The organism is Kitasatospora sp. NPDC087271 (genome assembly GCF_044744605.1).
In the GTDB taxonomy this organism is placed as follows: Bacteria; Actinomycetota; Actinomycetes; order Streptomycetales; family Streptomycetaceae; genus Kitasatospora.
The window spans coordinates 1-20217 of record NZ_JBIUYQ010000008.1; the positions used below are offsets into that span (position 1 = coordinate 1).

The window sequence follows — 20217 nt, forward strand, 5'->3', positions numbered from 1 at the left end:
CGCCTGCGCCTGCTCCTTCGTCCGAGCCCGCTCCCGCTCCGGCGCCGCAGCCGGCGCCGTCGACCGGCCAGCCGCCGGCCGATCAGGCGCCCGCCCCCCCCCCCCCCCCCCCCCCCCCCGCCCCCCCCCCCCCCCCCCCCGCCCCCCCCCGCCACGGGGTTTTCGGGGCGGGCGGGCGTTCGCGGGGCAGGTGGGGACGTGCCGTAGGCTCACCTGAAATCGCTGCGCCGTAGCCGCGCGGACCACCAGCGTGGCGGGGAGTACCCAGAGCAGATGAGCACGGCATCGAGCACCGAGTCGTCCAGCACCGAGCCCGGCGCGCCCGCGGCGCCGGAGGCGGAGCGGCCCGCGGAGCGCTCCGAGGAGCGGGCGGGCCGGCGGCCCGGGCGGTTCGGCACCCTGGTGGAGCGCTTCGCGCCCGCGCTCGGGGCGTACGCGGTGGTCAAGGCCATCGGCCTCACGGTCTTCATGCTGCTGCTGTCGCACACCGGGGACTACCTCAAGAAGAACCCGGGCCGCGGCGGCGGCGCCCAGCCGTGGGACGTGCTGGGCACCTGGGACGGCGTCTGGTACCAGCGGATCGCCGAGAACGGCTACGACCCGCAGCTGCTCCCGATGCACGGCTGGCCGCTGGCCTCCTACTACGAGAACTCGGCCGCCTTCTTCCCGCTCTACCCGTGGCTGATGCGGCTGGTCGGCGCGGTCACCGGGCTCGGCCCGTACGGCTCCGGGATCGCCGTCTCGGTGATCGCCTCGCTCGTCGCGGCGGCGGGGATCTTCGCGATCGCGGAGCGGCTCGGCGGCTTCCGGGCGGGCGTGATCGCCGCGGTGATCTGGGGCCTGTTCCCGGGTTCGGGGGTGGAGTGGGCGGTCTACTCGGACTCGCTGTTCGTCGCGCTGTCCGCCTGGGCCTGCTACTGCGTGATGACCCGCCACTGGCTGACGGCCGGCGCGCTGGCGCTGGTGGCGGGCCTCAACCGGCCGACCGCCGCCGCGCTGATCGCCGCGGTGTCGATCGCCGCGCTGGTGGCGCTGATCCGGCGCACCGACGGGGTGGCCCGGCCGCTGACCGCGATGCTGATCACCCCGTGGGGCCTGATCGGGTACGTCGTCTGGGTCGGCTACCGGATGGGCGACTGGGGCGGCTACTTCAAGCTCCAGCGGGGCGCCTGGAACCGCTACTTCGACGGCGGCGCCTCCACGGTCCGCACCGTCATGGACGTGATCACCGGGCACTGGAACTTCTGGCAGTCCAACCCCACCCCGGACCTGATCGCGATCGCCCTGCTGATGGCCCTGCCCGGACTGCTGGTGCTGCTGTGGCGCACCCGGCCGCCGCTGGTGCTGGTGGTCTACACGGTGCTCACCATCGCCACCGCGCTGAGCAGCAACCAGATCTTCGGCAACATCTCGCGCTACCTGCTGCCGGCCTTCCCGCTGTTCATCGGCCTGGCGGTGGCACTGCGCCGGGTGCGGACGTCCTCGCTGGTCGGCCTGCTCGCGATGCCGGTGGTGGCGGCGGGCTGGTACGCGGGGTATGCGCTGTTCGAGTTGGGCATCCCGTAGACCCGGAGTTGGTTGCCAACGGGATCATCCGGCAGCGGACGGGCCGTTGCTAATCTCGGACGTATGACGACGACCCCGCCCGTGCGCCAGATCCGTGACATCTCCGGCCTGCTGGACCACGCGAGCCACGTGCTGGCGACCCGGATGGCGGCCGCCTTCACCGAGCTCGGGATCACCCCCCGCGCGTACTCCGTGCTGTTCCACGCGCAGGAGACCGAGCGCACCCAGATCCAGCTGGCCGAGCTGTCGGACCTGGACAAGACCACCATGGTGGTCACCGTGGACGAGCTGGAGAAGGCGGGCCTGGCCGAGCGCCGCCCGTCCGCGACCGACCGCCGGGCCAGGATCATCTCCGTCACCGAGGCGGGCGAGCGCGCCGTCGAGCGGGGCACCGCGATCGCCGACCGGGTGCACCGGGAGGTGCTGGAGTCGCTGCCCGGCCCGGAGCGGGACGTGTTCGTGTCGGCGCTGACGCGCCTGGTGGACGGGCCGCTGGCGGAACCGGTGGAGAGCGAACGGGCGGTACGGCGGGCGCGCCGCGCCCGGACGAGCTGACGCGAGGTCACATCCCTTCGTCCCGGCCGCCGTTCGGCGGGCGGGGCGAAGGATTCCGGGAAGTCCTACGGCCAGACCAGGCAGTACAGCTGGTGCCCGGCCTCGTGGAGGCGGTTGGCGAAGTCCTGCCACTCGTGCAGCATGCTGTAGATCACGAAGGCGTCGCGCGGTCCGCGCCGGTCGGGGACGGTGGACCAGATGAAGGCGGCGGCGCCGAGTTCGGTCTCGTCGGCCTTGCGGAGCGGTTCGACGACGTTCTGCGGGAGTTGGACGACGGCGTAGTCGGGGTGCAGCACGACGAGTTCCAGCGGCGGGACCTGGTGCAGCGGGACGCCCTGGATGCCGGTGAGGACCATGGCGCTCATGGTCTCCGGCTTGATCTTGGTGGAGAGGTGGCCGTTGGGGGAGCCGCTGGTCTCCATCAGGTCGCCGAGCCGCCCGAGCGAGCCGAGTTCGCCGGCGTCCAGGCCGAGCCCGCCCGGTCCGAGGGCGGTGGGGACTCTGGCGGCGGTGGCGCGGTCCGGTGCGCCGAAGTACTTGTACGTCACCCCCACGCGTCCCTCACCCCGCCTCTCGCCGCCGCGGCGGCCACGACCCGTGCCCGCTCCCTTACCCCCGCGTGCGGTTTCGGCGGGCCTGCGGGAGCCCCCCGCAGCCTCGTCGTAGCCGTCCTGCGCCTCGGACACTCGGACCATCCTCACCGGAATTCGCCGGAATCGACAGACCCCCGCACGTCCGGCGTCCCTCCGGACGTGCTCCTTACCCGTCATGCGCCGCCGTACCCACTCGCGGTACGCGGCAGTCCTCTCCACACCCCTGCACACAACCGGAACACTTGCGCACTCTGAGTGCACAGTCTGACTGGTCCGTGCTCCGGAGCAGTCAGCGGCCCCGTCTGTACGGACCACCGTACAGACAACGGTGCCCGGATCATCGTTCCAGATGATCGGGTCCGACATGCAGAGCTCAAGGACACGATTTGAGACCATGTCTCCCGTGAGCTACCCCTACGAAGCCCCCCAGTCCCAGTCGCTGTTCGACCGCGCCTCCGTCGTGACGCCCGGCGGCGTCAACTCCCCGGTGCGCGCCTTCCGCGCGGTCGGCGGCACGCCGCGCTTCATGGTGTCCGGCACCGGCCCCTACCTCACCGACGCCGACGGCCGCGAGTACGTCGACCTGGTGTGCTCGTGGGGCCCGATGATCCTCGGCCACGCGCACCCCGCGGTGATCGACGCCGTCCAGCAGGCGGTCACCCGCGGCACCTCCTTCGGCACGCCCGGCCAGGGCGAGGTCGAGCTGGCCGAGGAGATCGTCGGCCGGGTCGCCCCGGTCGAGCAGGTCCGCCTGGTCTCCTCCGGCACCGAGGCCACCATGTCCGCGATCCGGCTGGCCCGCGGCTTCACCGGGCGCGCGAAGGTGGTGAAGTTCGCCGGCTGCTACCACGGCCACGTGGACGCCCTGCTGGCCGCCGCCGGTTCGGGCGTGGCCACCTTCGGCCTGCCGGACACCCCGGGCGTCACCGGCGCCCAGGCCGGCGACACCATCGTGCTGCCCTACAACGACCTGGCCGCCGTCGAGCAGGCCTTCGCCGCCCACCCGGGCGAGATCGCCTGCGTGATCACCGAGGCCTCGCCCGGCAACATGGGCGTCGTCCCGCCGCTGCCCGGCTTCAACGCGGGCCTGGCCCGGCTCTGCCGGACGAACGGCGCGCTGTTCGTCTCGGACGAGGTGATGACCGGCTTCCGCGTCTCCAAGGCCGGCTGGTACGGCCTGGAGGCGGCGAACGAGGGCTGGGCGCCGGACCTGCTGACCTTCGGCAAGGTCATGGGCGGCGGCTTCCCGGCCGCGGCCTTCGGCGGGCGCGCCGACGTGATGGCCCACCTGGCCCCGGCCGGCCCGGTCTACCAGGCGGGCACCCTGTCCGGTAACCCGATCGCCACCGCGGCCGGCCTGGCCCAACTGCGCGGCTGCACCGACGAGGTGTACGCGACCGTGGACAAGGTCGCCGCCGAGATCTCCGGCCTGGTGTCGGAGGCGCTCACCAAGGAGGGCGTGACGCACCGGCTGCAGACCGCCGGGAACATGTTCTCGGTGTTCTTCACCGAGGCCGCCGTCACCAACTACGACGAGGCCAAGACCCAGGAGGCGTACCGTTTCACCGCCTTCTTCCACGCGATGCTCGCCGAGGGTGTCTACCTGCCGCCGTCCGCCTTCGAGTCCTGGTTCGTCTCGGCGGCCCACGACGAGCGGGCGATCGAGCGGATCGCCGCCGCCCTTCCGGCCGCCGCCCGCGCGGCCGCCGCGGCCACGGTCTAGGCCGGACAGGACCCAGGCCCCGATCCATCCCTGCGAGCCCCAGGAGTACTGAGAAGTGAGCGCCAAAGAGATCACCGTCGTCCATCTGATGCGGCACGGTGAGGTGCACAACCCGGAGGGCATCCTGTACGGGCGCCTGCCGGGCTACCGGCTGTCCGAGCTGGGCCGGGAGATGGCCGAGCGGGTCGCCGAGGACCTGGCCGGCCGGGACATCACCCACGTGGTGGCGTCCCCGCTGGAGCGGGCCCAGGAGACCGCCGGGCCGATCGCCAAGGCGCACGGCCTGGACGTCGCGGCGGACGAGCGGCTGATCGAGGCGGACAACATCTTCGAGGGCAAGACCTTCGGCGTCGGCGACGGCTCGCTGCGGAACCCGGGCTACTGGAAGTACCTCACCAACCCGTTCAAGCCCTCCTGGGGCGAGCCCTACCTCGACCAGGTGGTGCGGATGATGGGCGCGCTCGGCGCCGCCCGGGACGCCGCGCGCGGGCACGAGGCGGTCTGCGTCAGCCACCAGCTGCCGATCTGGATCGTCCGCTCCTTCGTCGAGCGCCGCCGGCTCTGGCACGACCCGCGCCGCCGGCAGTGCTCGCTGGCCTCGCTGACCAGCTTCACCTTCGAGGGCGACAAGATCGTCTCGGTCGGCTACCGCGAGCCGGCCCGCGACCTGCTGCCCGCGCACCTGATCGGCAAGGGCGGCAAGGACAAGCCGGTGGGCAAGAGCTTCGGCGCGTGAGCCCGCGGGGCCGTTGGTAAACCCCGCGTAAGTATGGGATCGGGCCGCCCGGCGAGAGCCGGGCGGCCCGACTCCGTCACAGGTCAGAGGGGGTGCGACGCGCTAGGGAGGACCCCGGCGAACCTGCCCGGAACTCCATGCGAAACTTTTCACATGTCTGCCATGGCGCGCCCCCGTCCCCGTGTCGCCGCAGCTGCCGCCACTGTCGCCGCCGCTGCGCTCGTCCTCACCGGCTGTTCGTCCTCGGGCTCGTCGGGCAGCGGCGAAGGCCAGGTCGGCTTCGTCACCGTCAAGGGGACCAACCTGTCGAAGGTGGACACCGGCAAGCGCGGGAGCGCACCGGACATCTCCGGGGAGACCCTGGACGGCGGCCAGACCAAGCTCTCGGACTACCACGGCAAGGTCGTGGTGCTGAACGTCTGGGGCTCCTGGTGCGGGCCGTGCCGGGCCGAGGCGAAGAGCCTCCAGGCCGTCTCGGAGAAGTACAAGGACCAGGGCGTCCAGTTCCTCGGCGTCAACACCCGGGACAGCGACAAGACCAACGCCGTCCGCTTCGAGCAGGAGCAGGGCGTCACCTACCCGAGCATCTTCGACCCGGCGGGCACCCAGCTGCTCAAGTTCCCCAAGGGCAGCCTCAGCCTGCAGTCGCTCCCGACCACCCTGATCGTCGACCGCGACGGCAAGCTGGCCGCCCGCGCCGTCGGCGGCACGACCCAGGACGCGCTGGAGTCCATCCTCCAGCCGGTGGTCGCGGAGCCGAAGCAGTGAGCCTGCCGCTACAGCTCGCCGACAACACCGGGACCCTCCAGAGCGGGGCACTGCTGGTGGCCGCGCCGATCGCGCTGGCGGCCGGGCTGGTGTCGTTCTTCTCGCCCTGCGTGCTGCCGCTCGTCCCCGGCTACCTGTCGTACGTGACCGGCTTCTCCGCCGCCGACCTCGCGGACGCCCGCGGTGCGCGGCGCGGCCGGATGCTGCTCGGGGCGACGCTGTTCATCCTCGGCTTCACCGCGGTCTTCGTCTCGGGCGGGGCGCTGTTCGGCCAGTTCGGCGACACCCTCCAGGCGCACAAGCGGGTCATCTCGATCGTGCTCGGCGCGCTGACCATCGTGATGGGCCTCGCCTTCATGGGCCTCGTCCCTGGCCTGAGCATGCGCGAGGTGCGCTCCCACCGCCGCCCGGCGGTCGGCCTGCTGGGCGCCCCGCTGCTCGGCATGGTGTTCGGCGTCGGCTGGACGCCCTGCATCGGCCCGACCCTGGCGACCGTCCAGAACCTGGCCCTGAACCAGGCCGACGCGGAGCGCGGCGCCCTGCTGATGACCTTCTACTGCCTGGGACTGGGCGTACCGTTCATCGTGGCCGCGCTGGCCTTCCGCCGGGCCCTGGGTGCCTTCGGCTGGGTCAAGCGGCACTACCCGCTCGTCATGCGGATCGGCGGCGGCATGCTCGTCGCGGTCGGTCTGCTGCTCGTCACCGGCATCTGGGACTCGACGATGAGCGAACTGCAGTCCTGGACCGCCGACTTCTCGATCGGAATCTGACCGTGAGCAAGACCACGACCGAGGCCGAGCTGCCCCCGGCGCCGGACGACGCGGCCGCCGAGCGGCTCAGCAGCGCGCCGGTCGAGTCCGAGGGCCCGACCGGCATAGGGGTGTTGGGCTGGGCGCGCTGGATGTGGCGCCAGCTGACCTCGATGCGGGTCGCGCTGATCCTGCTCTTCCTGCTGTCGCTGGCCGCCATCCCGGGCTCGCTGATCCCGCAGTACCAGAACGGCCAGGGCCTGCTCAAGGTCGAGGCGTGGAAGACGCACCACACCACGGTCGCGCCGATCTACGAGAAGCTCCAGCTGTTCGACGTCTACAGCTCGGTCTGGTTCTCCGCGATCTACATCCTGCTGTTCGTCTCGCTGGCCGGCTGCATCGTCCCGCGCACCTGGCAGTTCGTCGGCGTGCTGCGGGCCCAGCCGCCGGCCGCGCCGCGCAACTTGACCCGGATGCCGGTCTACGCGGCCTGGCGCACCGAGGCGGACGCCGACGCGGTGAACGCCGCCGCCCACCGGCTGCTGCGCAAGCGCCGGTTCCGCGCCAACCTGGCCGGCGGCTCGGTGGCCGCCGAGAAGGGCTACCTGCGCGAGGTCGGCAACCTGCTCTTCCACATGTCGCTGTTCGCGCTGCTCGGCGGTTTCGCCTGGGCCAGCCTGGCGTCCGGCACCGGCGGCAAGCTGATGGTCGAGGGCGAGGGCTACTCCAACACCATCACCCAGCTCGACGACTTCAACGGCACGCGGTTCTACGGCACCGAGGACCTCGACCCCTTCTACCTGAAGCTGAACGGGTTCACTGCCAAGTTCCAGGACAAGGGCGACCAGATCGGCGCCGCCCGGCAGTTCACCGCGAACGTCGAGTACACGGCGGGCGAGGACACCTCGAAGCTCAAGCAGGGCACGATCGAGGTCAACCACCCGCTGGAGATCGGCGGCAGCAAGGTCTTCCTGATCGGCCACGGCTACGCCCCGGTCATCACCGTCAAGAACGGCAAGGGCGACGTCGTCTACCGGGGTGCCGTGCCGTTCCTGCCGCAGGACAGCAACCTGACCTCGACCGGTGTCGTGAAGGTCTCCGACTACGGCGCTGGCCCGGACGGCAACCCGACCCAGATGGGCTTCTCCGGCTTCTTCCTGCCGACCGCGCCGCTGAGCTTCGAGGGCACCGGCCCGGTCTCGCTCTACCCCGGCGACGCCGCCCCCGAGCTGGTGCTGAACGCCTTCGCGGGCGACCTGGGCACCGACTCCGGCCTGCCGCAGAACATCTACCAGCTCAACGACCGCAAGCTGACCCAGCTGACCCAGGACGGCCAGCCCGCCAAGGCCCGGCTCAAGCCCGGCCAGGCCTGGGACCTGCCGGACGGCTACGGCAGCGTCACCTTCGAGGGCTACAAGCAGTGGGCCAGCTTCAACGTCTCGCACCGCCCGGGCAACACGATCGCCCTGACCGGTGCGGTGCTGGCGATCCTCGGCCTGATCGGCTCGCTGTTCGTGCAGCGCCGCCGGATCTGGGTGCGCGCGGTCGCCCTGCCGGGCGGCGGCACCCAGGTGGAGCTGGCCGGTCTGGCCCGCAGTGAGTCGGCGAAGATCGCCGAGGAGCTGGCCGAACTCGCGGTGGACCTCCAGGACGACGCCCCGGCGTCGGAGGACGAGGACGACGCCGCACCCGAAGGCCCCGCGCCCGAGGATCCCGCAGCCGAGGATCCCGCAGCCGAGGCCCCCGGACCCGAGGCCGCCGCGGCTTCGGACGCACCCGCAGAACCCGCAGTCCCTGCCGACCAGAACTCCAAGGAGTAGACGGTGCATCTCGCCTCGGGGGTCGACCCACAGCTGGCCGACCTCTCCAACAAGCTGATCTATTCGGCGATGGTGGTCTACACGCTCGCCATGTTCGCCCACATGATCGAGTGGACCTTCGGCAGCAAGGGCGCCGTCGCCGTCCGCTCGACGGAGCAGTCGGGCAGCCTGTCCGAGACCGTCGCCGGGACGAAGGGCGCGAAGAAGGTCACCGTCACCGTGGCGGGGGCCGGCGGCGGCACCACCACGCTCACCCGCACCGCCCTGGCGGGCGAGGGCGCGACGGTGGTCACCAGCGGGCGCGGCGCGGACGAGGAGGACGGTCCGGGCGCGGCCGGCAACAGCACCCGGGCCGACCTGGCCGGCCGGATCGCGGTCTCGCTCACCGTGCTGGGTGCCCTGCTGCACGCCGGCGGCATCGTCACCCGCGGCCTCTCGGTCTCCCGCTGGCCGTGGGGCAACATGTACGAGTTCTCCTGCGCCTTCGCCTTCGCCATGACGGCGGCGTACCTGGTGCTGCTGGCCTCGAAGAAGAACGTCCGCTGGCTCGGCCTGCCGGTCGTGCTCGCGGGGCTGCTGACCCTCGGCATCGCCACCACGGTGCTCTACACCGACTCCGAGCAGCTCGTCCCGGCGCTGCACTCGCCGTGGCTGGCGATCCACGTCTCGACCGCGATCTTCTGCGGCGGCGCCTTCTACGCGGCGTTCATCGCCACGCTGCTCTACCTCGGCAAGGACTCCTTCGACAAGCGGATCGCGGCCGGCCTGACCACCGGCCCGCTGGGCACCCCGGCGTCGGTCTGGCGCCGGCTGCCCGCCGCGTCCACCTTCGACAAGCTGTCCTACCGGATCAACGCCCTGGTCTTCCCGCTCTGGACCTTCACCATCATCGCGGGCGCGATCTGGGCCGAGGCGGCCTGGGGCAAGTACTGGGAGTGGGACCCGAAGGAGACCTGGTCGTTCATCACCTGGGTCGCCTACGCCTGCTACCTGCACGCCCGCGCGACGGCCGGCTGGAAGGGCCGCAAGGCGGCCTACCTGGCGCTGGCGGCCTTCGCCTGCTGGCTCTTCAACTACTACGGCGTGAACATCTTCGTCACCGGCAAGCACTCCTACGCGGGGATCTGACCGGGGCACACAGTCACCCACCGGCCCGGCTCTCCGCAGAAGGTAGCCGGGCCGAGGTGCGACAGGGGTAGTTCGTGCCGGCCGCCGGCCGGCACGGGGAGGAACGAGGAGGAAATCGCGCAATGGAGTGCGACGAGGTCATGCTGACCGTCCGAATCACCGCCGCCGAGCGCACGTTGCTCCGCCGGCTCGCCCAGGGACACCGCAGCGACGTGTCCGAGGTGGTGGCCGACGGCCTGCTGGACATCATCCCCACGCTCAGCTCGCCGGTGGACGCCTACCGCCTGCTGGGCGCCCTGGCGGCGCCGGCGCCGTGCGCGCTGACGGTCTGGCTGCCGACCCCGCTGGCCGACCTGCTGGTGCCCGGCGCGGCACGGATCGCGCAGGTCACCGAGGTCCGGATCGAGTCGGCCAGCGCGATGCTGGGCGCGGCGCTGCGGCTCTGGCTGGCCCAGGACCCGGTCCGGCTGGCCACCAACCTCAGCGTGATGCACGCCGGTCGGCCGTCGGCGCTGGTCGCCGCCTAGCGGGCGGTCGAGGGAGCCCAGGGGGTGCTCAGGGGGCGCTCGGGGGAGGCCGGTTCAACTGGCCAGTGGCAGCCGGGGGCTGCCGATGCCCTGGCCGGCGGGGCGGTCGTCGAAGGCCTCCCGCCGGGCGGGCACCGTCGGCGGCTCTCCCGGTCTGTCGCCCGGTCTGTCACCCCGCCTGTCGGCCGGCCTGTCCGCCGATCCGTCGGCGGGCCCGTCGATCGGTTCGGTGAGCAGCCGGCAGTCGGCCGCCGTCCGCCCGTCCTGGACCAGCAGCACCCGGACGGGCAGCCGGCGGCCGTCCGGCGCCTGCTCGTGGACCGCCTGGACGAGGCAGGGCCGGTCCAGCTCGATGTAGCGGTCGAAGGACGTCACCAGCTCGACCGGCACCACCGGTTCGGGGTGGCGCAGCCGCTGGGCGGCCTGCCGGGCGGCCTCCAGCACCAGCATCCCGGGCACGTGGTCCAGCTCGTGGTCGAACAGCACCGGGTGCCCGGCGTCGGTGCGCAGCAGCCAGGTGTCGGGCCGCAGGGTGGGGCTGAGCACGACGTCCGTGGGCTGTGCGCGGCCGACCAGTTCGGGCGCGGTGGGCGCGGGCGGCCGGGGCAGGGTGGCGGCCCGCCGCTCGGGGCCGCGCAGCCGGGCGTAGGAGGCGGGGGAGACGACCCGCAACTGGCCGGAGCCGTGGCCGATTGGGTGGCCGTCCCGGGATATGTCGATGTGCACCCGCAGCGAGACCAGCCGCCCGTGCCGCATCCGGACGTCCTCGCAGCCGACCGCGAGCATCAGCGAGGCCGGTCCGGTGGTGACGGCCAGGCCGCGCAGGCCGTCCGGGCCGAGCGCGTAGGAGAGGTCCTCCATGACGAAGTGGTGGCCGCGCGGCACTCCGAAGCCGGCGTGGCCGATCAGCAGTCCGGCCTGCCGGATGGTCTCGGCCATCAGCACCGGGTCGTGGAAGCGGTCCCCGGGCAGGCGGTAGAAGGCGTGCAGCCGGGGCCACTGGGCGCCGAGCAGGAAGTCGTACGGACCGGTGGCCTGCCAGCCGGTGAGGAACACCTCGGACACCGAGGTGCGGTGCACCAGGTGGCGGGAGACGGTCCGCTCGTGGAAGTCGTAGCCGGGACCGGGGTGGGCGTACGGACCGTGGGCGTCCGGCTCTACGATCAATGGCATGACGGGCCCTACTCCAGGGTGGCGGTCGAGCGGCCGGTACGGCCGCCTGAAAGAAAACATACAGACCACCCGGTTTCTCTTCTGCGTCTGGGGTGGCCCCTGCCGCGCAGCCCGACGCGACCACGCTACCCGCCCTCTGGACTGGGGTAATGGCCGCCCAGGGGGTGGCAGGCCCGGGGCGGGGGTGCTCCCCACTGGACGGCGGGGTCGGCGAAGGAGCTAGATTAGATACCAACCATGCGGTTTCGGTCGGCGCCGTCCGCATGCGAGGCGTCGCCCCCAACGGCGGCGCGCTGACAGCAGCGGGGCGGGCGGGGGGAAACGCGTCCGGCCGAGTCCGGAGGGGCCCAGTGGTCAAGCAGGAACGCGCGGGGCGGACCAGGCGTGCCGTGCTGCTCGCCGCGGCGGACACGTTCGCCGGCGTGGGCTTCGAGGCCGCCAGCCTGGTCGACATCAGCCGCCGGGCCGGGGTGAGCAAGGGGGCCCTCTACTTCCACTTCGTCTCCAAGCAGGCCCTCGCCGACGGCGTGCGTGCCGCCGCCGGGCGCGAGATCGGCTCGGCCGCGCTGCGCGCCCTGCGCTCCGGCGGACCGGCCCTCCAGGGCCTGATCGACTTCTCGCACGAACTCGCCCGGCTGCTGCGCGAGGACGTGATGGTCCGGGCCGGCGTCCGGCTCGGCCGCCAGGGCCCACCCCGGGCCGACACCCCGGACGGCCCGCCCGGCGCGGACGCCGCCTGGCGCAGCCTCACCGCCGTCGTCCACCGGCTGCTGGACCGCGCCGCCGAGGCCGGCGAGCTGCGCCCCGGGCTGGACCGCCGGGCCGCTGCCGAACTGCTGACGACGATGGCGGCCGGCCAGGTGCTGCTCGCCGCCGAGGAGGCCGACCGGCCCGGGCCGGAGGCCGTCGGCCGGCTCTGGGCGGCCGCGCTGCCGGCCCTGGTGGCGGTGGAGCACTGCGCCGGCTACCGGCTCCGAGCGGCCGTGGGCGGACAGCTCCGGCAAGCGCCCTGAGAAACGCCCGGGAGGCGTCGCGGGAGGTGCCCCGGAGCGCCCGGCGTGATCCGGAGGAGAGCCCCTGAGCCCCTAGGAGGGCACGCGCTCGGCGACGCTCAGCCTGGCGAGCGCGTGCGGCTGGACCAGGCCGGGCAGCACCAGCGTCCACAGGTCGGACATCCGCTGGATCAGGTCCCGCCGGTCGGTCAGCACCTGGGAGCTCAGCTGGATCCCGGTGACGGCCCCGGTGATCACCCCGGCGGCGGCCGCCAGATCGATCCCCGGGTGGAGGTCCCCGGCGTCCCGGGCGCGTTCCAGCAGCCCGCGGGCCACGTCGGACCAGCCCTGGTAGGCGGCGATCTGCGGCTGGGTGAAGCTGCCGTGCTCGATCGTCAGCCGGATGCTGCCGCGCACCAGCGGGTCGTCCTGGAGGGCGTGGGCGAAGGCGTACCCGAGGTCGATCAGGGTCTGCACCGGGCTGTCCGAGGACGGCTGCCAGGTGCCCAGCCAGGCGCCCTGCCCCTCGATGACGGCGAGCGCCAGCTCCTCCTTGGAGCGGAAGTGGAAGTACAGCGCACCCTTGGTGACACCGGCCCGGTCCAGGATCTCGGACATCGTGGCGGCGGCGTAGCCCCGCTCGTCGAACACCTCGGCCGCCGCGAGGAGTACCGTCTGGCGGGTCGCCAGCGCGCGGGCCTGCCTGGCCATCGCAGCCTCCCTGGATAGTTCTGGTCCATCGGCAGCGGCCGATCCTATGGGGGCCGACGGGGCGGCGGGCCGCATACCGTCCAGTAGGTATTCTACCGAGCCGCGCCGGGGCGGAGCGGACACCCGGTGGTCGGACCGGCCGGGCCCGGTGGTCCGGGCCGCCGGGAAGGCCGGAAGGCCGGCCACCCGGGTGGGGTGACCGGCCGTCGCGGGAGGTTCCGGGCCGTCAGGCGGCCTGCTGCCAGCTGACCGGCGAGTAGTAGGCCGGGCGGCGCTCCAGGCGCTGCCAGTTGGCGATCGGCTCGACCTGCGCGGTCGCGGCGGCCTGCTGCGCGACGGCCGCCCGGGCCATCAGCACGGCGGTGAGGGCGGCCAGCTCCTCGTCGGAGAGCGAGCCGCGGACGATACGGACGAGGGGTTCGGCGGAAGCAGTCATGGTCTGGTTTTCTCCCCCGGTGGCTTGTGGTGTGTGGTGGTCGCTCGGAACTGCGTGCTGCGGGCCGCGCGTGGGCGCGGGCGTTACATCGGCGGGTTGCCGTGCTTGCGGCTGGGCAGGTCGGCGTGCTTGGTGCGGAGCATGGCCAGGGCGGAGGCGATCACCTGGCGGGTCTCGGCGGGGTCGATGACGTCGTCGACGAGGCCGCGTTCGGCCGCGTAGTACGGGTGCATCAGTTCGTTCTTGTATTCCTTGATCTTCTGGGCGCGCATGGCGTCGGGGTCTTCGGCGGCGTTGATGTCGCGGCGGAAGATGACGTTGGCGGCGCCTTCGGCGCCCATGACGGCGATCTCGTTGGTGGGCCAGGCGTAGGAGAGGTCGGCGCCGATGGAGCGGGAGTCCATGACGATGTAGGCGCCGCCGTAGGCCTTGCGCAGGATGAGCTGGATGCGGGGCACGGTGGCGTTGCAGTAGGCGTAGAGGAGTTTGGCGCCGTGGCGGATGATGCCGTCGTGCTCCTGGTCGACGCCGGGCAGGAAGCCGGGGACGTCGAGCATGGTGACGAGGGGGATGTTGAAGGCGTCGCACATCTGGACGAAGCGGGCGGCCTTCTCGCTGGCGTTGATGTCGAGGACGCCGGCGAGGGACTGGGGCTGGTTGGCGATGATGCCGGTGACGTGGCCGTCGATGCGGGCCAGGACGCACAGGACGTTGGTGGCCCAGCGTTCGTGGACTTCGAGGTATTCGCCGTGGTCGACGATCTCCTCGATGACCTTGCGCATGTCGTAGGGGCGGTTGCCGTCGGCGGGGACGAGGTCGAGGAGGGTGTCGTTGCGGCGCTCGACGGGGTCGTCGTTGACGGCGGGGGGCGGCATCTCGCGGTTGTTCTGGGGGAGCAGGGAGAGGAGGTAGCGGACTTCCTCGATGCAGGACTGCTCGTCGTCGTAGACGAAGTGGGAGACGCCGGAGACGCCGGCGTGGACGTCGGCGCCGCCGAGGCCGTTCTGGGTGATCTTCTCGCCGGTGACGGCCTGGACGACGTCGGGTCCGGTGATGAACATCTGGGAGGTCTCGCGGACCATGAAGACGAAGTCGGTCAGCGCGGGGGAGTAGGCGGCGCCGCCGGCGCAGGGGCCGAGCATGACGGAGATCTGCGGGATGACGCCGGAGGCCTTGGTGTTGCGCTGGAAGATGCCGCCGTAGCCGGCGAGGGCGGTGACGCCCTCCTGGATGCGGGCGCCGGCGCCGTCGTTGAGGGAGACCAGGGGGGCTCCGGCCGCGATGGCCATGTCCATGATCTTGTGGATCTTCTGCGCGTGGGCCTCGCCCAGCGCGCCGCCGAAGATCCGGAAGTCGTGCGCGTAGGTGAAGACGGTCCGCCCGTGCACGGTGCCCCAGCCGACGATCACACCGTCGGTGTGCGGCTTCTTCGCCTCCAGGCCGAAGCCCTGGGCGCGGTGCCGGCGCAGCGGCTCGACCTCGCGGAAGGAGCCCTCGTCCAGCAGCAGGTCGATGCGCTCGCGGGCGGTCAGCTTGCCCTTCGCGTGCTGGGCCTCGGTGGCCTTCTCGCTGGGGCCGCGCCGCACCTTCTCGCGCAGTTCGTGCAGCTCGGCGACCCGCCCGCGGGCGTCGGCCGCGACCTCGGGGACCTCGCCGTCGACTGGCGCCTCATGCACAACCGTCATCTCGAACCACTCCAAGGGTGAGGGAACTGTCCGACAGCCAACGTCTGCTGTGCCCCCGGCTGCGAATCACTTTCTTCACTTATGACTGTACGAGGGGCCGTGCGTTGGTTTCGGCGTCGATTCCGTACAAGGTCAGGTCCGTTTAGATGTCAGGCCTGCACAGAAGGGGTGGTGTCGAAGCCGGAGCGCTGGGTGTCTGTTCGAATACCGGGGGCTGTCGGTCAGGTGATGGCCCGATGATCTGAACATGAAGAAAAGTGCAGGTCAGGGCTGTTGTTCAGTAATGTAGGGCGGCCCTCTTGCGCCTTGCTCAAGCCCCGCTCAAGTCCGGTCGGGCGCCGGTTCGGATCCGTGCTAGACGGCGCCGAGTCGTAGGGAAGCGCCAAAAACACCACAGCCCACCCGATGCCGTCCGGGTGGGCTGTCCGGGGGATGCCCCCAGTGGCTCCGATCAGCTCTTTCGGCCGTCCTCGGGCTCGTCCTCGCCCCGCAGCTCCTGCTCGCGGCGGCGCAAATCGGCCTCCCACTGCTTCAGCATGTCCTCGTGATCCTTGTCGCTCTTCTTCAACGAGGCGAGGAATTCGGGGTCGTCGTCCGGTGCGAGCGGGCGGCCGTCGCGCCGGACCGGCTGCCCCGGACGGCCGTCGGCGTCGTCGGGCGCCCCGGTCCGCAGGAGGCCGCGCTGCTTGCCGGCCACCAGCCAGGCGATCGGGCCCACCGGCGGGAACAGCAGCACGATGAGCACCCACACCGGCTTGGGCAGGTGCTTCACCTGGTCCTCGGGGGTGGTCAGGCAGTCGATGAACGCCCACACCCAGAGCGCGAGCGGAAGGATGATGGTCAGAAGAATTCTCAGCACGGCGGCGATCTCCCTGCGGGGCGGTCGGGGCGGGTGCCTTCCCGGGGCCCTTGACGGAGCCAGGCTATCCGGTGGCGGATACTGACAGGCATGGCATACGACGATCTCCGCTCGTTCCTGCGGGCACTCGACCGTGAGGGCGACCTCAAGCGCATCAAGGCAGAGGTGGACCCGCACCTGGAGATCGGCGAGATCGTCGACCGGGTCCAGAAGGCCAAGGGCCCCGCGCTGCTCTTCGAGAACGTCAAGGGCTCGTCGATGCCGCTCGCGATGAACGTCTTCGGCACCGAGCGGCGCCTCGCCAAGGCGCTCGGCCTCAAGGGCCCGGACGACATCTCGGAGAAGATCGCCGGCCTGCTCAAGCCCGAGCTGCCGCAGGGCTTCACCGGCTTCCGGGACGCCTTCGGCAAGCTCGCCTCGATGGCGCACGTGCCGCCCCGGCACGTGAAGTCCGGTGACGCGCCGGTCCAGGAGGTCGTGCTCACCGGCGACGACGTCAACCTGGACGAGCTGCCCGCCCTGTTCACCTGGCCGATGGACGGCGGCTCCTTCTTCAACCTGGGCCTCACCCACACCAAGGACCCGGACAGCGGCATCCGCAACCTCGGGCTCTACCGGCTCCAGCGGCACGACCGCCGCACCATCGGCATGCACTGGCAGATCCACAAGGACAGCCGCAACCACTACGCGGTGGCCGCGAAGCGCGGCGAGCGGCTGCCGGTCGCGATCGCCTTCGGCTGCCCGCCCGCCGTGACCTACGCGGCCACCGCGCCGCTGCCCGGCGACATCGACGAGTACCTGTTCGCCGGCTTCGTCGCCGGGGAGCGGGTGAAGATGGTCGACTGCAAGACCGTCCCGCTCCAGGTCCCGGCCGACGCCGAGGTGGTGCTGGAGGGCTGGCTGGAGCCCGGCGAGATGCTCCCCGAGGGCCCGTTCGGCGACCACACCGGCTTCTACACCCCGCAGGAGCCGTTCCCGGCGCTGAAGATCGACTGCGTGACGATGCGCCGCCGTCCGATCCTCCAGTCCATCGTGGTCGGCCGCCCGCCGACCGAGGACGGCCCGTTGGGCAAGTTCACCGAGCGGTTCTTCCTGCCGCTGCTGAAGATCATCATCCCGGACATCGTCGACTACGACCTGCCCGAGGCCGGCGGCTTCCACAACTGCGTGATCGTCTCGATCGACAAGAAGTACCCCAAGCACGCTCAGAAGACGATGCACGCCATCTGGGGCGCCCACATGATGTCGCTGACCAAGCTGATCATCGTGGTGGACTCCGACTGCGACGTGCACGACTACCAGGAGGTCGCCTGGCGGGCCTTCGGCAACGTCGACTACAGCCGCGACCTCACCGTCGTCGAGGGCCCGGTCGACCACCTCGACCACGCCTCCTACCAGCAGTTCTGGGGCGGCAAGGCCGGCATCGACGCGACCCGCAAGCTCCCCGAGGAGGGGTACACCCGGGACGGCGGGTGGCCCGAGATGGTCTCCTCGGACCCGGCCACCGCCGAACGAGTGACCCGTCGCTGGAAGGAATACGGACTGTGAGGAGATACGGCACTATGGGGTCGGACCAGACGCAGGGGGCTGCCGCTCCCCGCACCGGCGGGGGTCTCCCGGAGTACGGACTGTGAGCACCGCTGCGGTCGAGACGCCCGGGCGCACGAAGGCCTTCCTGCGCCTGGTGATGATCGAGCACTCGGTCTTCGCCCTGCCCTTCGCCTACACCGCCGCACTGACGGCCATGTTCCTCGCCGACAAGCGGGTGCACTGGGGCGAGCTGTTCATCGTCACCGTCTGCATGGTCGGCCTGCGCACCTTCGCCATGGCCGCCAACCGGATCATCGACCGCGAGATCGACGCCCGGAACCCGCGCACGGCCTCGCGCGAACTCGTCACGGGTGCGGTGTCGCTGAAGACGGCGTACGCCGGCTCGGCCGTGGCACTGATCGTCTTCCTCGGCGCGGCGGCGATGCTCAACCCGCTCTGCCTGGCGCTCGCGCCGGTCGCCGTCGTGCCGATGGTGGTCTACCCGTACGGCAAGCGCTTCACCGACTTCCCGCAGGCCATCCTGGGCCTCGCCCAGGCCATGGGCCCGGTCGGCGCCTGGCTCGCGGTGACCGGCACCTGGTCGTGGGACGCCCTCGTACTGGGTGTCGCGGTCGGCGTGTGGATCGGCGGCTTCGACCTCATCTACGCCTGCCAGGACGTCGAGTCCGACCGGCACGGCAAGGTGCGGTCGGTACCGGCCCGCTTCGGCATCCCGGCGGCCATCCGGGGCGCGCGGGTGTGCCACCTCGTGACGACGCTCCTGCTGGGGTGGTTCGCGCTCCGGACCCACGCCGGCGCGGCGTTCTGGGTCGGCCTGGTCGTCGTCGCGGGGGCGTTCGTCTACGAGCACACCATCGTCAAGCCGAACGACCTGTCGAAGCTGAACCGGGCCTTCTTCCAGACCAACGGCTTCGTGGGCATCTCGCTGTTCGCCTTCGCCCTGCTGGACCTGATCATCCGTGGGCTCGGGGTCTGAGCCCCGCGGAGTCACTTGCGTGGACCCTGTCGCCTTGGGAGACCTGGATCAGGTGAGCGGCGGGGTCAACTGGCAGACGACGACGAGTTCGAGTCGGGGGACGATGTAGTAAGTGATCAGTCCTCCGGCGACGTCGAGGCACTGCATGGGCTCGCCACTGCCCTCGTACGTGGTGCCATCCAGGTAGAGCGCTTCGGCTGCCCGAACCAGTTCGGCGGCCTTCTGCTCGACTGCCGAGAGGAAACCGGCCGGTGCCCCGCCGGTGACGTGCTCCTCGCTGGGCAGGTACTCCCAGCTCCAGCTCACCCGTTCACCGCCGAGAAGGCGGACCGGTACAGCACGGCGACCTCCGTGGCGTGTCGGCGGCACTCCTCAACGGTTGCGGCGTGGTTGGCCAGGTAGTTCTCCCGGTGGTAGGTCTGCGCCGTGGCCGGGACCCGCTCGATCTCCACCACGGTGGCCCAGTGGGCAACGAACGCGCGGATCGGGTTGACGCTGCCTGCCTCGATGGCCGCCGCCATGGCTCTGGTCTGCCCCTCCACCATCTCCGGAAGCCGGTCGGCAGCCACCACGGCGAGCGCGGCCTTGATCGCCGCGGGGGTCTTCTCAGGCCGAGGGATGAGTTCGGTTCCATTCGACACCGGCTGGCTCACAGGGCGCTCCTCTCGTCTCGTCCGAGCCTAGCCGGGTCAGCGGAACAGCGCGGCGTGATCCGTGGCCCAGGTGCGGAAGTTGCGGGGCGGGTGGCCGGTGAGGTCCTGGACCGTCGTGGTGGCCGGGTTCGGGGTGGTGATGCGGGCGTGGATGAAGTCCAGTGCGCTGTCGACGACCGCTCCGGGCCGGCCGGTGGCGGACATGCGGCGGCGGGCCGCCTCGCGGGGGATCTCCTGCCACTTCACCGGGCGGCCGGCGGCCTCGCCGATGATGTCCACCTGTTCCGCCTGGGTGGGGCACTCCGGGCCGGTGAGCAGATAGCGCGCGCCGTCGTGGCCGTCCTCGGTGAGGGCGCGGACGGCGACCGCCGCGATGTCCCGCTCGTCCACCGGGTTCAGTCCGGCCGCGCCGCCGTAGCCCTGCACGGCGCCCCCGGAGCGGATCTCCTCCGCCCACTGGAGCGCGGCGGTGAACCCGTGCGCCCGCAGCACCGTGTGCCGGACCCCGCTCCCGGCGAGCAGCGCCTCCACCTCGCCCTCGGCCCGGACGGCCGGCGAGGAGAGGAGCACGACCCGCCCGACCTCCCGGGCCAGCACCCCCACCGCGTCCGCCGCCTCGTCCGCCGTGGGGAACGGCCACCCCAGCAGCACCGCTCCCGCCCCCTGGACCGCCGCCTCCAGCGATGCCGGGTCGAGCAGGGCCCGCTGAGTCAGCGTCCGCACCCGCACCCCGGCGGCGGCGAGCTGCAGCCCGACGTGTCGCTCGACCGCTCCGGGGACGCCGACCGCCAGCACAGGCGACGTGCCATCAACTCGATTCTCTGTCATGTCTCGAACGTAGGCGAGAAGTATGAGACGCCCCATGCGTGCGGGTCTCCGGTTCATGCGCCATCGTCTACCAGGCGCGCGCCAACTCGCGTGCGCCCCCGAGTGCTTCGCGCACCGACCTCGCCCTGGCCTCCGCCGACTGACCGGGTGCCGGCTGCGCACAGGAAGTCGGCGAGTCCGACTTCCTG

The 20217-nt window shown here is 71.7% G+C and carries 21 protein-coding genes; 12 read left to right on the plus strand and 9 right to left on the minus strand.

Annotated elements, in window-relative coordinates:
- The first annotated feature begins 273 nt into the window (after positions 1-273).
- On the plus strand, positions 274-1566 hold the full coding sequence (locus ACIO9K_RS15555) for a glycosyltransferase family 39 protein (protein WP_400330156.1): 1293 nt from the start codon (positions 274-276) through the stop codon (positions 1564-1566).
- A 63-nt stretch (positions 1567-1629) separates the two neighbouring features.
- Complete coding sequence (locus ACIO9K_RS15560; protein WP_363579938.1) at positions 1630-2121, plus strand: MarR family transcriptional regulator; 492 nt, start codon at positions 1630-1632, stop codon at positions 2119-2121.
- Between the two features lie 65 nt (positions 2122-2186).
- Here the strand turns inward: ACIO9K_RS15560 and ACIO9K_RS15565 are convergent, their stop codons facing one another.
- Entirely contained in the window at positions 2187-2816 is a 630-nt protein-coding gene (locus tag ACIO9K_RS15565; protein WP_371518320.1) for a hypothetical protein, read from the minus strand.
- Between the two features lie 292 nt (positions 2817-3108).
- Between ACIO9K_RS15565 and hemL the strand changes: the two genes are divergently transcribed.
- The 7 genes from hemL to ACIO9K_RS15600 all read left to right on the plus strand — a co-directional run bounded on the left by hemL (position 3109) and on the right by ACIO9K_RS15600 (position 10165).
- Positions 3109-4437 carry a glutamate-1-semialdehyde 2,1-aminomutase gene (hemL, locus tag ACIO9K_RS15570; RefSeq protein ID WP_363579939.1) on the plus strand — a complete coding sequence of 443 codons (1329 nt, stop codon included), beginning with the start codon at positions 3109-3111 and terminating at the stop codon, positions 4435-4437.
- 88 nt (positions 4438-4525) lie between these two features.
- Positions 4526-5173 (plus strand): histidine phosphatase family protein, encoded by a 648-nt coding sequence (locus ACIO9K_RS15575; protein WP_079136296.1) that lies wholly within the window; start codon positions 4526-4528, stop codon positions 5171-5173.
- A 162-nt stretch (positions 5174-5335) separates the two neighbouring features.
- Positions 5336-5941: a TlpA disulfide reductase family protein gene (locus ACIO9K_RS15580; protein WP_363617831.1), complete on the plus strand. Its 606-nt coding sequence runs from the start codon at positions 5336-5338 to the stop codon at positions 5939-5941.
- Positions 5938-6711 (plus strand): cytochrome c biogenesis protein CcdA, encoded by a 774-nt coding sequence (locus ACIO9K_RS15585; RefSeq protein ID WP_363579941.1) that lies wholly within the window; start codon positions 5938-5940, stop codon positions 6709-6711. The genes ACIO9K_RS15580 and ACIO9K_RS15585 overlap by 4 nt, the downstream gene beginning before the upstream one ends.
- Positions 6712-6713: 2 nt before the next feature.
- Complete coding sequence (locus ACIO9K_RS15590; RefSeq protein ID WP_363617833.1) at positions 6714-8510, plus strand: cytochrome c biogenesis protein ResB; 1797 nt, start codon at positions 6714-6716, stop codon at positions 8508-8510.
- 3 nt (positions 8511-8513) lie between these two features.
- Positions 8514-9638, plus strand: a complete 1125-nt coding sequence (ccsB, locus tag ACIO9K_RS15595) for a c-type cytochrome biogenesis protein CcsB (RefSeq protein WP_063348874.1) — start codon at positions 8514-8516, stop codon at positions 9636-9638.
- Between the two features lie 140 nt (positions 9639-9778).
- Positions 9779-10165: a hypothetical protein gene (locus ACIO9K_RS15600; RefSeq protein ID WP_363579943.1), complete on the plus strand. Its 387-nt coding sequence runs from the start codon at positions 9779-9781 to the stop codon at positions 10163-10165.
- Between the two features lie 54 nt (positions 10166-10219).
- Here ACIO9K_RS15600 and ACIO9K_RS15605 read toward each other — a convergent pair whose 3' ends face one another.
- Complete coding sequence (locus tag ACIO9K_RS15605; RefSeq protein WP_363629287.1) at positions 10220-11338, minus strand: ScbA/BarX family gamma-butyrolactone biosynthesis protein; 1119 nt, start codon at positions 11336-11338, stop codon at positions 10220-10222.
- 350 nt (positions 11339-11688) lie between these two features.
- Here ACIO9K_RS15605 and ACIO9K_RS15610 point away from each other — a divergent pair, with 350 nt between their 5' ends.
- Positions 11689-12351 carry a ScbR family autoregulator-binding transcription factor gene (locus ACIO9K_RS15610; RefSeq protein ID WP_363617837.1) on the plus strand — a complete coding sequence of 221 codons (663 nt, stop codon included), beginning with the start codon at positions 11689-11691 and terminating at the stop codon, positions 12349-12351.
- A gap of 72 nt (positions 12352-12423) precedes the next feature.
- Here ACIO9K_RS15610 and ACIO9K_RS15615 read toward each other — a convergent pair whose 3' ends face one another.
- The 4 genes from ACIO9K_RS15615 to ACIO9K_RS15630 form a co-directional block, all read right to left on the minus strand.
- A complete protein-coding gene (locus ACIO9K_RS15615) occupies positions 12424-13041 on the minus strand; it encodes a ScbR family autoregulator-binding transcription factor (protein ID WP_350878465.1) in 618 nt (205 codons plus the stop codon).
- A 226-nt stretch (positions 13042-13267) separates the two neighbouring features.
- Positions 13268-13477 (minus strand): acyl-CoA carboxylase subunit epsilon, encoded by a 210-nt coding sequence (locus ACIO9K_RS15620; RefSeq protein ID WP_063348879.1) that lies wholly within the window; start codon positions 13475-13477, stop codon positions 13268-13270.
- Positions 13478-13560: 83 nt separating this feature from the next.
- A complete protein-coding gene (locus tag ACIO9K_RS15625; protein WP_063348880.1) occupies positions 13561-15162 on the minus strand; it encodes an acyl-CoA carboxylase subunit beta in 1602 nt (533 codons plus the stop codon).
- Between the two features lie 451 nt (positions 15163-15613).
- Positions 15614-16021 (minus strand): PLD nuclease N-terminal domain-containing protein, encoded by a 408-nt coding sequence (locus ACIO9K_RS15630; RefSeq protein ID WP_363579946.1) that lies wholly within the window; start codon positions 16019-16021, stop codon positions 15614-15616.
- A gap of 90 nt (positions 16022-16111) precedes the next feature.
- On the opposite strand from ACIO9K_RS15630, the gene ACIO9K_RS15635 reads away from it, so the two are divergent.
- Complete coding sequence (locus ACIO9K_RS15635; RefSeq protein ID WP_363579947.1) at positions 16112-17569, plus strand: menaquinone biosynthesis decarboxylase; 1458 nt, start codon at positions 16112-16114, stop codon at positions 17567-17569.
- Between the two features lie 82 nt (positions 17570-17651).
- The gene (mqnP, locus tag ACIO9K_RS15640; RefSeq protein ID WP_363579948.1) at positions 17652-18548 is read left to right on the plus strand and encodes a menaquinone biosynthesis prenyltransferase MqnP; all 897 of its coding nucleotides are present in this window, start codon (positions 17652-17654) and stop codon (positions 18546-18548) included.
- A gap of 48 nt (positions 18549-18596) precedes the next feature.
- Here the strand turns inward: mqnP and ACIO9K_RS15645 are convergent, their stop codons facing one another.
- From ACIO9K_RS15645 to ACIO9K_RS15655, 3 genes are read right to left on the minus strand one after another with little or no spacing between them, the layout of a single operon-like run.
- A complete protein-coding gene (locus ACIO9K_RS15645; protein WP_400330169.1) occupies positions 18597-18854 on the minus strand; it encodes a hypothetical protein in 258 nt (85 codons plus the stop codon).
- Entirely contained in the window at positions 18851-19201 is a 351-nt protein-coding gene (locus ACIO9K_RS15650) for a hypothetical protein (protein WP_363579950.1), read from the minus strand. Before ACIO9K_RS15650 ends, ACIO9K_RS15645 begins: the two co-directional genes overlap by 4 nt.
- A gap of 36 nt (positions 19202-19237) precedes the next feature.
- A complete protein-coding gene (locus ACIO9K_RS15655) occupies positions 19238-20029 on the minus strand; it encodes a hypothetical protein (protein WP_400330172.1) in 792 nt (263 codons plus the stop codon).
- Between the last annotated feature and the right edge of the window lie 188 nt (positions 20030-20217).

Bases quoted from the DNA above. Each gene is read 5' to 3' on its own strand.
- ACIO9K_RS15580 (WP_363617831.1), top strand. From the start codon at position 5,336: ATGGCGCGCCCCCGTCCCCGTGTCGCCGCAGCTGCCGCCACTGTCGCC.
- ACIO9K_RS15565 (WP_371518320.1), bottom strand. From the start codon at position 2,816: ATGGTCCGAGTGTCCGAGGCGCAGGACGGCTACGACGAGGCTGCGGGG.
- ACIO9K_RS15560 (WP_363579938.1), top strand. From the start codon at position 1,630: ATGACGACGACCCCGCCCGTGCGCCAGATCCGTGACATCTCCGGCCTG.
- ACIO9K_RS15605 (WP_363629287.1), bottom strand. From the start codon at position 11,338: ATGCCATTGATCGTAGAGCCGGACGCCCACGGTCCGTACGCCCACCCC.
- ACIO9K_RS15655 (WP_400330172.1), bottom strand. From the start codon at position 20,029: ATGACAGAGAATCGAGTTGATGGCACGTCGCCTGTGCTGGCGGTCGGC.
- ACIO9K_RS15600 (WP_363579943.1), top strand. From the start codon at position 9,779: ATGCTGACCGTCCGAATCACCGCCGCCGAGCGCACGTTGCTCCGCCGG.
- ACIO9K_RS15555 (WP_400330156.1), top strand. From the start codon at position 274: ATGAGCACGGCATCGAGCACCGAGTCGTCCAGCACCGAGCCCGGCGCG.
- ACIO9K_RS15620 (WP_063348879.1), bottom strand. From the start codon at position 13,477: ATGACTGCTTCCGCCGAACCCCTCGTCCGTATCGTCCGCGGCTCGCTC.
- ACIO9K_RS15575 (WP_079136296.1), top strand. From the start codon at position 4,526: ATGCGGCACGGTGAGGTGCACAACCCGGAGGGCATCCTGTACGGGCGC.
- ACIO9K_RS15625 (WP_063348880.1), bottom strand. From the start codon at position 15,162: ATGACGGTTGTGCATGAGGCGCCAGTCGACGGCGAGGTCCCCGAGGTC.
- ACIO9K_RS15635 (WP_363579947.1), top strand. From the start codon at position 16,112: ATGGCATACGACGATCTCCGCTCGTTCCTGCGGGCACTCGACCGTGAG.
- ACIO9K_RS15615 (WP_350878465.1), bottom strand. From the start codon at position 13,041: ATGGCCAGGCAGGCCCGCGCGCTGGCGACCCGCCAGACGGTACTCCTC.
- hemL (WP_363579939.1), top strand. From the start codon at position 3,109: ATGTCTCCCGTGAGCTACCCCTACGAAGCCCCCCAGTCCCAGTCGCTG.